This window comes from Sneathiella aquimaris, from assembly GCF_026409565.1.
Lineage (GTDB): Bacteria > Pseudomonadota > Alphaproteobacteria > Sneathiellales > Sneathiellaceae > Sneathiella > Sneathiella aquimaris.
Genome location: NZ_CP112881.1, coordinates 3,581,269 through 3,593,418, shown reverse-complemented (window position 1 = coordinate 3,593,418; position 12,150 = coordinate 3,581,269). Strand labels below are relative to the sequence as shown.

The following is a 12,150-nucleotide window of genomic DNA, read 5'->3' as shown; positions in this document are numbered from 1 at the left end:
CGAGTTTGCTCATTCGCTTCAACGGTAATTTAAAGGAAGCCAAAATGCCCAAATTGAAAACCAAGAGCGGTGTCAAAAAACGCTTCTCTCTGACGGCCAAAGGCAAGGTCCGCGCCAACCAGGCTGGTAAACAGCACGGTATGATCAAGCGCACCAACAAACAGATCCGTAACCTGCGGGGAACAACAGTTCTCTCTGATCAGGATGCACGGATCGTCAAAAAGTTTTTACCTTACGGCTAAGGAGAGTAGACCATGGCACGTGTTAAACGCGGTGTGACTACTCACGCCCGCCACAGAAAAGTTATTAAGGCAGCAAAAGGTTATTACGGTCGCCGTAAAAACACTTTCCGCATTGCCGTTCAGGCTGTTGAAAAAGCCGGCCAGTACGCTTACCGCGACCGTCGCGTCAAGAAGCGTAACTTCCGGGCCCTTTGGATTCAGCGTATCAACGCAGCGTCTCGTGAGCTTGGAATGACTTACGGCAACTTTATGCACGGCCTCAAGCTGGCTGGCATCGACCTGGACCGTAAGGTTCTGGCTGACATTGCCGTCCGCGAGCCTGAGGCCTTCAAGGCATTGGTTGAAGCTGCTGAAAAGGCATCTGCCAAAGCCTGATTTTGTCGGGCCCTCGAATTCAAGCGCTGTTAGCGTACTGAATTTATTCGACGACCACTTTATGAAAAGGGGGCCCGGTTTATTTCGGGTCCCCTTTTTTTTATTGCGAGTGATTATGCAGGATATTGAAACGCTTGAAAGCGAGTTACTGACAAAAATCAGCGCCGCACAGGATCTGGATGCGCTGGAAGCCATTCGGATTGCAGCCCTTGGAAAAAAGGGTGAGGTCAGCTTGATGATGCGCGGACTGGGCCAAATGGCACCAGAGGAACGCCAGGTTGTCGCACCGAAACTGAACAAGATGAAGCAAACGCTGCTGGACGCAATTGATCAGGCCAAAGAAGGCTTGAACAGGGCTGCTATGGAAGCACGGCTTGCAACAGAAAGTGTCGATGTGACACTGCCTGTTCGTCATGAAACACAGGGCCGCATTCATCCGATCAGTCAGGTGACGGATGAAATTACAGAAATTTTCGCGGATATGGGGTTCACCATTGCGGAAGGCCCGGACATCGAAGACGATTTCCATAACTTCACCGCCCTGAATATCCCGCCAGAACATCCTGCCCGTCAGATGCACGACACGTTTTACCTGCCTGAGAAGGAAGATGGTAGCCGTCAGCTTTTGCGGACCCACACATCTTCTGTTCAGATCAGAACAATGGAAACTGTCGAGCCGCCGCATCGTATTGTAGTGCCGGGTCGTACCTATCGCAGCGATTCAGATCAGACCCATACGCCAATGTTTAATCAGATCGAAGGCTTGGTGATTGATAAAACAAGCCATATGGGGCACTTGAAAGGTGTTTTGAAAGAATTCTGTCGAGCCTTTTTTGAGGTCGATGATGTGGAAATGCGGTTCCGCCCGTCTTATTTCCCGTTCACTGAACCTTCTGCAGAAATGGACATTCGGTGCACTTTTGCCGGTGATCATATCAAGATCGGGGAAGGCGATGACTGGATGGAGATTCTGGGCTGCGGCATGGTCAATCCTAAGGTTCTGGAACATTGCGGGCTGGATTCATCCGAGTATCAGGGCTTCGCCTGGGGCATGGGAATCGACCGGATTGCCATGCTGAAATATGGCATCCCAGATTTGCGGGCTTTCTTTGATTCAGATTTACGCTGGTTAAAACATTACGGATTTGTTCCGCTGGATGTCCCAACACTAGGGGGAGGGTTGTCCCGATGAAATTCACTGTTTCGTGGTTAAGAGAACATCTGGATTTTGATGCAACGCTCGAGGCATTGTCAGAAAAACTGACCGCTATCGGGTTGGAAGTCGAAGAAATTACAGATCGCGCCAAAGAACTGGAAGCCTTCCGGGTCTGTCACGTGATCAAGGCTGAACAGCATCCCGATGCAGATCGTTTGCGGGTTTGTCAGGTGGATACCGGCAGCGAAGTGGTCCAGGTTGTTTGTGGTGCCCCTAACGCCAAATCAGGAATGAAAGGGGTTTTCGCGCCTTCCGGTGTTTATGTCCCCGGTACTGATTTGCTGTTGAAGCCGTCAAAAATTCGCGGTGTTGAAAGCAACGGCATGCTCGTATCAGAGCGTGAAATGGGTGTTTCTGACGAACATAATGGCATTATTGAAATGCCTGCGGAAACAGAGATCGGCGTCCAATATGCGGTTTTGGCGGGTCTTGATGATCCTGTGATCGAAATTGCGATCACACCAAACCATCAGGATGCCTTGGGTGTGTACGGTATTGCCCGGGATCTGGCAGCCTCCGGTTTCGGAACGCTTAAAAATCTGGATGTATCAGCGGTTCCGGGGCATTTCGACAGCCCCATCAAGGTTGAGTTGAAATTCAATGATGAAAGCCCGCTGCCATGCTCTAAATTTCTGGGTCGGTATGTGAAAGGTGTTAAGAACGGTCCAAGTCCTAAATGGATGCAGGACCGTTTGATGTCCATTGGACTGCGGCCTATTTCTGCCTTGGTGGATATCACAAACTTTGTGACCTTTGATCTGGGCCGTCCGCTTCACGTTTTCGATGCAGACAAATTGACCGGAAATATTCAACCGCGGTTGGCCAAGGACGGGGAAACCCTGCTTGCACTGGACGGTGAAGAATACACATTGGGCAGCGAAGATTGCGTTATTGCCGATGATGCGGCCCCGCAAGGTATTGGCGGTATCATGGGCGGCGAATTAAGCGGCTGCACAGAAGAGACAACCAATGTCTTTATCGAAGCAGCGCTTTTTGATCCAATTTGTGTTGCAACGACAGGCCGCAAACTGGGCATCGAATCTGATGCGCGGTATCGTTTTGAACGGGGCGTCGATCCGGATTTTGTTGAAAGCGGCATGGAGATTGCGACCCGTCTGGTCATCGATCTTTGCGGCGGCGAACCAAGTCATGTTGTTTCTGATGGTGCTGGTCCGGACTGGCAGAAGAAAGTATCACTTCGCAAAGCACGGGTTTTGCAGTTGGGCGGCGTGGATGTTCCCTCTGACGAGATGATGATCATTCTTGACCGTTTGGGTTTCAAGCCTGTTGATAACGGCGAGACCATCGAGACAGATGTACCGTCTTGGCGGATGGATATTGATGGTGAAGCGGATCTGGTGGAAGAGGTCATGCGAATGCATGGCTATGATGCCATCCCAACGGTGCCCTTGCCACGGGCAACCGCTGTTGCAACGCCGTCTCTTAGCTTTACTCAGCGGCGTGTGCGCACTGCCCGCCGGGCATTGGCCAGCCGGGGCATGATCGAAGCGGTCACTTATTCCTTCCTGCCGAGGGCTCATGCGGACCTGTTTGGCGGCGTTGATGACAGCATTGTTCTGGATAACCCGATCAGTTCTGATCTGGATGCCATGCGGCCGTCCCTGCTGCCCAATCTGATTGCTGCGGCTGGACGGAATCAGTCCCGTGGCTTTACGAATATCAGCTTGTTTGAAGTAGCGGGCGAATATCATTCGGATAAGCCTGATGGACAACAGACTGTAGCCGGCGGTATTCGGGTTGGTGGCACCAGTGAACGTCACTGGGCCGGAAATGGCCGGGATTATGACGTGTTCGATGCCAAAGCAGATGTTCTTGCTCTGTTAGATGCTGTTGGTGGTCCGGCTGCGACGGCCCAAGTGGTGACGGGTGCGCCTGAATGGTATCACCCTGGTCGTTCCGGGGTTCTTCAATTAGGGCCCAAGAACCGACTGGCTGTTTTTGGTGAACTTCACCCAGCCGTGCTGGAAGCCATGAAGGTGAAAGGTCCTGTGGTTGGTTTTGAATTGTATCTCGATGCTATTCCTAAGCCAAAAGGGGTTGCGAAAACAGCGAAAGAGCCGCTTAAAGTGTCTGACTATCAGGCGGTTGACCGGGATTTTGCATTCTTGATGGATGTAGGCGTTTCTGCCGATAAAGTTTTGAAGGCGGCCAAGGGCGCAGATAAGAAACTTATTGCCGAGGCAACGATCTTTGACATTTACGAAGGTGATAAAGTTGCGGAAGGTAAGAAGTCAGTGGCTCTTTCCATTCGTCTTGAACCAATGGACGGAACATTGACCGACGAACTGATTGAAGCGGTCTCGCAGAAGGTCGTTCAGAATGTTGAAAAAACGAGTGGCGGCATTCTCCGTCGCTAGGACAAACAAGAAACAAGGAAAGGGGCGCAATGCGCCCCTTCAACTTTGTCAGGAGAGACGATAAATGGAAACTTCTGTTCCCGAAGGATTTGAGCTGTTTAATGGGATTGTCGGGTTTGTGGAAACAACCGGCCCCCTTTATGTAAAATATGAAGGGGGGCAGGCCTATTGTGGTCTGCGCATCCAGGATAAACATTGCAACATAGCCAATATCTGTCACGGCGGCATGCTGATGACATTTGCAGATATGCAATTGGGGATCGGCTCGCAGGTGGCCAATAAAATTGGTAAATTCCTGCCAACTGTTCACATGAGTTGCGATTTTGTTTCTCCAGCCCCTAACGGTGCCTGGCTTGAGGGGCGTACAACGGTTATTAAACAGACGCGAAAAACGATTTTTGCAACCTGTATTCTGACCGCGGATGGCGAAAATGTTTTCAGTGGCACAGGAATTATGAAAATTCCGGGTGATAATGGGCAATTTAAAGATATTGTCCTGCCATCGCGCGGCTAGGCATAGTATAAGGACCGGATTAGGCGTATCAGCCCTGTTCCTGCTTCGGATAAAGTACAAAGATGACAGATCTTAACAAAATCAGAAATTTCTCGATCATTGCCCATATCGATCACGGCAAGTCGACACTCGCTGACCGCCTTATTCAGGATTGCGGGGGATTAGACAAACGGGAAATGCAGCAGCAGGTTCTCGATAGCATGGATATCGAGCGAGAACGGGGAATTACGATCAAGTCCCAGACTGTTCGCCTTCTCTACAAGGCTGAGGACGGCGAGACTTACACGCTTAATCTCATTGATACACCGGGTCACGTGGATTTTGCCTATGAGGTGAACCGCTCTTTGTCGGCCTGTGAAGGGTCTTTGCTGGTCGTTGATGCTAGCCAGGGTGTCGAGGCGCAAACTCTGGCAAATGTCTATCAGGCCATTGAAGTCAATCATGAAATTGTTCCGGTTCTGAACAAAGTCGATTTGCCCGCGGCAGATATCAACCGTGTTTCCGAGCAAATCGAAGAAGTGATCGGGATTGATGCAAGCGGGGCAATTGCGGTGTCCGCGAAAACAGGATTGGGGATCGCCGAGGTTCTGGAAGCTGTTGTCAAACAGATGCCGGCGCCGACCGGTGACCGACACAAACCTTTGCAGGCTTTGTTGATTGATAGCTGGTATGACGCCTATCTGGGGGTCGTGGTTTTGTTCCGGGTGCGCGAAGGGACCATTCGTAAAGGTCAGAAAATCCGGATGATGGAAACCGGAGCCTCCTATCTTGTGGACCGGGTGGGTGTTTTTACACCAAAAGGGCTTGTTGTCGATGAGTTGGGGCCGGGCGAAATTGGTTTCATGACAGCGGCGATCAAGGAAGTTGCGGATACAAAAGTCGGTGATACCATTACGGACGAGAAAAAGCCCGCAAGTGAACCGCTTCCCGGATTTAAGCCAAATCAACCGGTTGTGTTCTGCGGCCTTTTCCCGGTTGACTCAGCCGAATTTACTGAATTGAAAGCAAGCCTTGGAAAGTTGCGCCTGAACGATGCCAGCTTCTCGTTTGAAGCAGAAACATCTGCGGCTCTCGGGTTTGGTTTTCGCTGTGGTTTTCTGGGGTTGTTGCATCTTGAAATCATTCAGGAACGTCTTGAACGGGAATTTGATCTGGATCTGATTACCACGGCTCCGTCGGTTGTCTATCATCTGTATATGAGGAACGGCGAGATGATGGCCCTGCATAACCCGGCAGATATGCCGGACATCATGCAGGTAGACCGTATCGAGGAGCCCTGGATCAAGGCGACGATCATGGTGCCTGATGAATATCTCGGGCAGGTTCTGAAACTGTGTGAAGAAAAACGCGGCGTTCAGCTGGACCTTACTTATTCTGGAAATCGGGCCATGGTTGTTTACAAGTTGCCCCTGAACGAAGTGGTTTTCGATTTCTATGACCGTTTGAAATCCGTCAGTCGCGGCTATGCCAGTTTCGATTACGAAATGTATGCTTATGAAGAAAGTGATCTTGTGAAGCTCAGTATTCTTGTGAATGCGGAGCCGGTTGACGCGTTGGCCATGCTGGTTCACAGATCCCAGTCTGAAGCCCGTGGCCGTCATCTGTGTGAGCGCCTTAAAACCCTGATCCCGCGCCAATTGTTCAAGATTGCGCTTCAGGCGGCGATTGGGGGTAAGGTGATTGCTCGTGAAACCATTAGCGCCATGCGCAAAGATGTGACCGCGAAATGTTACGGGGGCGATATAACCCGTAAGAAGAAACTTCTGGAAAAACAGAAAAAGGGTAAGAAGCGGATGCGGTCAGTCGGAAATGTTGACATTCCGCAAGAAGCTTTCCTCGCAGCCCTTAAAATGGGCGACGACTAAGCCTCATCCAGATACTGGCAGGTTTCCGCGCCGTCAAAACGCCGGATTTTCAAGGGTTCGATCACTGCGGATGGAAGTAACAGGCCGTTTACCGCAATCCTGGTTTCGGTCTCTTCCGTCAGGCCTTCCCAGTGGGTGGTGCATCCACATAAAATACAGGAATGAAAGGCCCGGTTTCTGGGCCCGAAGCTGTATCCCAGTGTGTCTGAGGGCTGGCATTCAAGGGTAATCTGCTGATATTCTGAATGGATCCACAATGCACCAAGCCGCCGACAGATCGAACAATTGCAGGCGGTCAGCCAGTTTGGCAAGGCTTCAAGATGAAATTTGACAGTGCCGCAATGGCAACTTCCGCTCAGGCTCATAATTAGTCCAGAAATCGTTTGGGAGCGTAGGGGTTTTCCCGTTTTCTGAACAGGATCAATAAGAGGATACCCGGGACAAAGAAGACGATCCAGGCCGGCCATAAAAGCAGGGTAATGATGATCGGATCCCATAAGAACGGGTGCAGGTATCGCTGAACAATGGCCTGTGTCAGGTTAAGACTTTCAGAATCAAACTCAAACCAAAGCTGGCCTAATAGTTGCGGCGCCCATTCGCCAGCCTGCAATGAAGAAACCAATTCTCCTCCGCCAAGCAACAAGCCAATGATCACCAAGATCCAGGCGATAACGCGTCCAACTATCACAATAAACCCCAATACACTTATTGATTACAGGCTGAAGGTCAGCCTAACCCCCTGTTCAAGGCAGCAGACTAACGCCAAACCCCGTCGCCACACAATGATTTTCCTTAAAAGCTGTGATGCGGGCTTGCTTTCTTCGTTTTGTTGGGTATATTCCCCCGGTCCCAAACCTTTATGGGACCCTGCGGAGGGGTGGCCGAGTGGCTGAAGGCGCACGCCTGGAAAGTGTGTATACGGCAACACCGTATCGGGGGTTCGAATCCCCCTCCCTCCGCCATTATCCTGATTTTCTACATCCAACTACTTTCACCAGCATCCACTAAAGAGCAGTTTATAAAAGGCCTTTAATTCGCTTCTGTTCATTGATAATTTCTAATGTGTGCTTACATCCTTCTTTAAAGTATGGGTAGGAGGATGGGTAGGTGGCGAGACAACTTCATAAACTGAATGCAATAGGCATTAAATCGGAGAACAAAAAAGGACTCTATTCTGATGGAGGGGGGCTTTATCTACAGGTTAGTAGCTATAATACTAAGTCCTGGATATTTCGCTTCACCTTGAATAAGCGGAAAAGAGACATGGGGTTAGGGCCATATCCAGACATTTCCCTAGCTAGGGCAAGGGACGAGGCTCATAAATCTCGTGACCTAGTGAGAGAAGGGGTAGACCCTATAGAAAAGAGGAAGGCAGATAAGCTGGCTCTTAATGCGGAAACCCTCAAAACAGTTACATTCAAGGAGTGTGCTGAGAAATACATTTCTAGCCATAGCATCTCTTGGAAAAGTGTTAAGCATGCTCAGCAGTGGACGAATACGCTTGACACCTATGTGTATCCCCATATTGGGGTGTTGTCTGTTGCGGATGTTGATATTGGGCTTATCCTGAAAATATTAGAACCCATTTGGACTAGCAAACCCGAGACAGCTAGTCGTGTTAGGGGTCGTATAGAATCCATACTTGATTGGGCCTCCGTTCGGAAATATAGGGAGGGCGAGAATCCAGCGCGCTGGAAAGGAAATCTGAAAACCCTCCTGCCTGCAAGAAACAGAGTGCAGAAAGTAAAGCATCATCAAGCCCTTCCATATTCTGAAATAGCAGAACTCATGATAGAGTTGAAGGAGCAAGATGGGATTGCCTCTCTGGGTCTCCAGTTTCTGATTTTAACAGCCGCGAGAACAAGTGAAGTCATTGAAGCCGAATGGTCAGAAATTGATAAAGAAAAAGCCTTGTGGGTTGTTCCTGCCGAAAGAATGAAGAGTGGAAAAGAACACCGTGTTCCCCTGTCTGAGAGTGCGCTGGAGGTTCTGCAGAATCTGGAAGAAGTAAGGCAATCAAAATACATTTTACCAGGGCAAGGAGGGAGAGGTCATCTCTCTAATATGGCATTTCTAAATCTGCTTAAGCGTATGAAGCGGAAAGGTTTAACGGTTCATGGCTTCCGGTCAACCTTCAAAGACTGGGTTTCTGAAAGCACAAATTATCCTAACGAGGTTTCCGAGATGGCATTGGCCCATGCGGTAGGTTCTCAAGTCGAGGCTGCATATAGGCGTGGGGACTTATTTCAGAAGCGTGTCTGGCTCATGAGGGATTGGAGTTTGTTTGTACTCTCTGCGTCAGGAAAGTGTGAAATTGTTAAGTTTGAAGCTGGTTCCAGTTAGATTATGTCAAGCAAATCAGGAATAGACTCCTTGAAAGAAGAAGAGAAATTGTACCACGCCATTATCGAGCTGGAGGACTACTGTTTAGAATGGACAAGTGAAGATGATTTAGAAGAGACGGTAAACAAGCGTGTTTTTGTTACTCTGGAATTTATTGGAACAATAGCGCAGCATAGTTGTTATTCGAAGGAGTCTACGGAAGCAGTTCAGCAAATATTAGAAATTGAGATAAATCGCAGCCCAAATAATAAAGGCGAGTCCTTGAGTAACATTTATCAAGAGCTGAGTATGCTTATGGTTGATTGTACCGAGTTTATAACTATCAAATCGAATGACGAAGAGTTCTACAGCAAAAAATATAAGATATATCAAGATTTAGAGGCGTTGATAGCAATCACGAAGTTTCTGATAAATCCATGCTATGCTTGTAAACTGAGGGCGTTGGCATGGTTGATACGCAGATCTCCCTATTCCGGTGATTGGACCTTTTTATTATCGATAGTCGCATCGCGATATGTGCATATAGTAACTGTGCATGGAGACCCTGCTTGTTCTTCTCAAGCTAAAATTGGAAATAGTTGGTTGCATAGGCTAGGCGTATTTCTGCTTAAAACGTGCAGCGACAATAATGAAGCGCCTCCAATTGAATTAGTTGACCTAATTGCAGCGATTCCTGGCAACCCGACAGCAAGCGTTAAAAATGGAAAAGCCTTAAGAATGCTGAATTACATGGAAGCGGCGAGTAAGCCTGAGTATATGCATGAACAACCTTCGGAAATTTTGGTTGGAACATACTTGGCTTTGGAGTTGTTGGGTGTGATAGATGCAAATAGACAGTTTGAGCATTTTAACAAAATTGAAAAAGCCGTATCGTTTTACGCAATGTATTACATGAATCATGGATGCCCACCATCGGTGAATAAACTCCAAAACGTATCAGAATTATCTTGGTTAGATGCGAAGAATCTAATGAATCAAAATTACTTTTCCAAAATGGTTTTTGAGTACCAATACAAGTTTATACTTCACAATATGCATGGCGGTGAATTTTAGGGCCTAGTTTTCTCCCGCTTACGGCAAACCTCTCTAAGGTTGCTTAACCTTAGAGACTACTTGACTCCATTCTGTTCGTTTATCTTTCTAAATGTCCGTTATGAGATTGTTTAGAAAGGAAACATTTTGAACCTATCAACTCATCTAGTTAAACGAACTGTTCTTTCTGTATCTGAGTTTTGTGCCGAGGCTGGTATTGGAAGAACCAAACTTTATCAGGAAATCGCTGCTGGGCGTATTGTCGCCCGTAAATCAGGTCGGCGTACCCTAATTCCCACATCAGAATTGGAGAAATGGCTCGAGAGCCTTCCTGAATTAAAGGGAGCAAACTCTTGAGATATTCGTGGAGAAACCCCCACGCGCTGCAACGCATGGGGGCCTTGAAACTTTATTTTTCATTAGGAACGAAAAACATGCGTAGCCTACCCCAATTATCATTCAATTTCAATTCACCAATACCAAAGTCAACGATGGTGCGAGATTCCCGGCAAAGGTGGCAGGTTAAACGACTCGCCCACCAACATGGCCTGCCAGTTACACAAGCCGCTTTTTACGCAGAGCTAATGAAGTTTGGAGGTGTCAAATGAAATTGACATTCTCCATTGAAAGGTGTCTGAGTGAGTCTCAGATTATCACGCTTAGTGGCCGCAATGCCTGGGCTCTGAAGTCTATGATTGAGGCAGGTAAGAGGGGATGTAGCCCCATTGATACGCCAGGGCCACGCTGGAGCGCTTATGTGCATAATTTGAGGCACGAGTATCATATAGATATCCAAACGATTAATGAGTCGCATACAGGCCAGTTTCCGGGTAGGCATGCACGTTATGTCCTTAGGTCGAATGTCAGGTTGCTTGAGCGAGAGTTTGATGACGCGAAGGCGCAGTAAAGCCAAGGTAAATGCCAAGGGCCGGAATGCTAATCCACAATTCATTCCGGTTCCTTATTCAATGGCTCAGAGTGAAGCTTTTAGGAGTTTGAAACCCGTATCTGTGAAAGTGTGGCTTGAATTGAGGAGCCGTTTTAATGGTTTTAACAATGGCGAGGTCCATCTTTCTTACAGGCAGGCTGCCAAGTGCCTTGGCGTGGGCAGAAGCAGCGTGCAGACAGCTTTCTATGAGCTGGAAGAGAGAGGATTTATTGAGCTTATGAAGATTGGTCACATGATGGGTCGGAAGGCGACTTTGTGGCGTATCACGGATCAAGGCTGCAATGGGAAGCAGGCAACAAACGATTGGCGAAATTGGAAGCCAGGAATGTGCTTTCGAAAAACAGAGATAGGTCCCGAAATGAGCCACCTCGACCCTCTAACGGTCCTATCTAAGGAACGCTAATTTTCTACTGTCTTGTTTCAGGAACCGTGAGGGCCTTTTTGAGGGGTCCTCATGGTCCTATTTCGGGAACGTATATAATAACCATATACCCATGGGGAAAGACGAAAGTGAGTTTTATAAGGGGGTGAAATCATATCTCATAAAACAGAAACCCCTTGAAGGCACTAGGCACTATTTTTCCTATTGATTTCGATAATAAAGAAAGGCGTACAAATGGGCGGTAGCGGTTCTGGTAGTTGGTATAGATGGAATACAAAAACGACTATTGAAGATGGACTAACAATCGATCTATGCAAATTGATACGTCAAAAACTCGTTGTACCTGGTAAGCATGTTTCTGGTCCCCTCATTTGGAACAGGGTGAGCGATGGAGAAAAAGTCGCCAGCATTGGATATGAAGCAAACCTGATTACCCCGGATACCGCTTGGATGCGACTGCATTACAGCCACAAGGGAAAGCCTATAGATTATCGAGTCCACCTAACAACCACGCGCCCTAATTACGGTGGCTTACGCTGGTGGTTTCTATGTCCGTCCAATGGTACTCGGGTTGCAAAACTATATGCTCCCCCCAACGGTGATATCTTCGCAAGTCGTAAAGCCTATAACCTTGCTTATCAAAGCCAGCATGAAACCCCAATGTATCGGCACTTAACGACCGCTCAGGACATCCGCCAGCGTTTGGGTGGCAGCACCTACACGGGCGACCCATTCCCTGCAAAGCCCAAGGGAATGCATTGGAAAACCTATAGGAAATTGAAAGATAAATCTGAGCGAGCGGCACAGAGAAGTAACTTGGCAGCGGCTGCCTATTTTGGCTGGTAGTTCTAAAA

The 12,150-nt window shown here is 48.3% G+C and carries 14 protein-coding genes and 1 tRNA gene; 13 read left to right on the top strand and 2 right to left on the bottom strand.

Going from position 1 to position 12,150, the window contains the following annotated elements; genetic code table 11:
• Positions 1-44: 44 nt before the first annotated feature.
• The 6 genes from rpmI (at position 45) to lepA (ending at position 6,590) form a co-directional block, all read left to right on the top strand.
• On the top strand, positions 45-242 hold the full coding sequence (rpmI, locus tag OIR97_RS16920) for a 50S ribosomal protein L35 (protein ID WP_169543391.1): 198 nt from the start codon (positions 45-47) through the stop codon (positions 240-242).
• A gap of 12 nt (positions 243-254) precedes the next feature.
• A complete protein-coding gene (rplT, locus tag OIR97_RS16915; RefSeq protein ID WP_169543390.1) occupies positions 255-617 on the top strand; it encodes a 50S ribosomal protein L20 in 363 nt (120 codons plus the stop codon).
• A gap of 115 nt (positions 618-732) precedes the next feature.
• The gene (gene pheS / locus OIR97_RS16910; RefSeq protein ID WP_169543389.1) at positions 733-1,809 is read left to right on the top strand and encodes a phenylalanine--tRNA ligase subunit alpha; all 1,077 of its coding nucleotides are present in this window, start codon (positions 733-735) and stop codon (positions 1,807-1,809) included.
• The gene (gene pheT / locus OIR97_RS16905) at positions 1,806-4,211 is read left to right on the top strand and encodes a phenylalanine--tRNA ligase subunit beta (protein ID WP_169543388.1); all 2,406 of its coding nucleotides are present in this window, start codon (positions 1,806-1,808) and stop codon (positions 4,209-4,211) included. The genes pheS and pheT overlap by 4 nt, the downstream gene beginning before the upstream one ends.
• A 64-nt stretch (positions 4,212-4,275) precedes the next feature.
• The gene (locus tag OIR97_RS16900; RefSeq protein ID WP_169543387.1) at positions 4,276-4,725 is read left to right on the top strand and encodes a PaaI family thioesterase; all 450 of its coding nucleotides are present in this window, start codon (positions 4,276-4,278) and stop codon (positions 4,723-4,725) included.
• Positions 4,726-4,787: 62 nt separating this feature from the next.
• Positions 4,788-6,590 carry a translation elongation factor 4 gene (gene lepA / locus OIR97_RS16895; RefSeq protein WP_169543386.1) on the top strand — a complete coding sequence of 601 codons (1,803 nt, stop codon included), beginning with the start codon at positions 4,788-4,790 and terminating at the stop codon, positions 6,588-6,590.
• On the opposite strand, the gene OIR97_RS16890 is transcribed toward lepA, so the two are convergent.
• Positions 6,587-6,955 carry a GFA family protein gene (locus OIR97_RS16890; protein ID WP_169543385.1) on the bottom strand — a complete coding sequence of 123 codons (369 nt, stop codon included), beginning with the start codon at positions 6,953-6,955 and terminating at the stop codon, positions 6,587-6,589. The two genes, lepA and OIR97_RS16890, sit on opposite strands and share 4 nt — an antisense overlap.
• A gap of 2 nt (positions 6,956-6,957) precedes the next feature.
• The gene (locus OIR97_RS16885) at positions 6,958-7,278 is read right to left on the bottom strand and encodes a hypothetical protein (RefSeq protein ID WP_169543384.1); all 321 of its coding nucleotides are present in this window, start codon (positions 7,276-7,278) and stop codon (positions 6,958-6,960) included.
• Positions 7,279-7,461: 183 nt separating this feature from the next.
• Here OIR97_RS16885 and OIR97_RS16880 point away from each other — a divergent pair.
• The 7 genes from OIR97_RS16880 to OIR97_RS16860 all read left to right on the top strand — a co-directional run bounded on the left by OIR97_RS16880 (position 7,462) and on the right by OIR97_RS16860 (position 12,142).
• Positions 7,462-7,552: transfer RNA gene (locus OIR97_RS16880), tRNA-Ser, on the top strand.
• A 145-nt stretch (positions 7,553-7,697) separates the two neighbouring features.
• A complete protein-coding gene (locus tag OIR97_RS16875) occupies positions 7,698-8,933 on the top strand; it encodes a tyrosine-type recombinase/integrase (protein WP_169543383.1) in 1,236 nt (411 codons plus the stop codon).
• 30 nt (positions 8,934-8,963) lie between these two features.
• Entirely contained in the window at positions 8,964-9,986 is a 1,023-nt protein-coding gene (locus OIR97_RS16870; RefSeq protein ID WP_169543382.1) for a hypothetical protein, read from the top strand.
• A gap of 126 nt (positions 9,987-10,112) precedes the next feature.
• Positions 10,113-10,322 (top strand): helix-turn-helix domain-containing protein, encoded by a 210-nt coding sequence (locus OIR97_RS18835; protein ID WP_181017837.1) that lies wholly within the window; start codon positions 10,113-10,115, stop codon positions 10,320-10,322.
• Positions 10,323-10,569: 247 nt separating this feature from the next.
• On the top strand, positions 10,570-10,872 hold the full coding sequence (locus OIR97_RS18830) for a winged helix domain-containing protein (RefSeq protein WP_343052738.1): 303 nt from the start codon (positions 10,570-10,572) through the stop codon (positions 10,870-10,872).
• On the top strand, positions 10,853-11,317 hold the full coding sequence (locus tag OIR97_RS16865; RefSeq protein WP_169543381.1) for a helix-turn-helix domain-containing protein: 465 nt from the start codon (positions 10,853-10,855) through the stop codon (positions 11,315-11,317). The genes OIR97_RS18830 and OIR97_RS16865 overlap by 20 nt, the downstream gene beginning before the upstream one ends.
• Positions 11,318-11,677: 360 nt before the next feature.
• The gene (locus OIR97_RS16860) at positions 11,678-12,142 is read left to right on the top strand and encodes a hypothetical protein (RefSeq protein WP_267177739.1); all 465 of its coding nucleotides are present in this window, start codon (positions 11,678-11,680) and stop codon (positions 12,140-12,142) included.
• The last annotated feature ends 8 nt before the right edge of the window (positions 12,143-12,150 follow it).

Bases quoted from the DNA above. Each gene is read 5' to 3' on its own strand.
- OIR97_RS16865 (WP_169543381.1), top strand. From the start codon at position 10,853: ATGACGCGAAGGCGCAGTAAAGCCAAGGTAAATGCCAAGGGCCGGAAT.
- OIR97_RS16890 (WP_169543385.1), bottom strand. From the start codon at position 6,955: ATGAGCCTGAGCGGAAGTTGCCATTGCGGCACTGTCAAATTTCATCTT.
- lepA (WP_169543386.1), top strand. From the start codon at position 4,788: ATGACAGATCTTAACAAAATCAGAAATTTCTCGATCATTGCCCATATC.
- rplT (WP_169543390.1), top strand. From the start codon at position 255: ATGGCACGTGTTAAACGCGGTGTGACTACTCACGCCCGCCACAGAAAA.
- OIR97_RS18830 (WP_343052738.1), top strand. From the start codon at position 10,570: ATGAAATTGACATTCTCCATTGAAAGGTGTCTGAGTGAGTCTCAGATT.
- OIR97_RS16900 (WP_169543387.1), top strand. From the start codon at position 4,276: ATGGAAACTTCTGTTCCCGAAGGATTTGAGCTGTTTAATGGGATTGTC.
- rpmI (WP_169543391.1), top strand. From the start codon at position 45: ATGCCCAAATTGAAAACCAAGAGCGGTGTCAAAAAACGCTTCTCTCTG.
- pheT (WP_169543388.1), top strand. From the start codon at position 1,806: ATGAAATTCACTGTTTCGTGGTTAAGAGAACATCTGGATTTTGATGCA.
- pheS (WP_169543389.1), top strand. From the start codon at position 733: ATGCAGGATATTGAAACGCTTGAAAGCGAGTTACTGACAAAAATCAGC.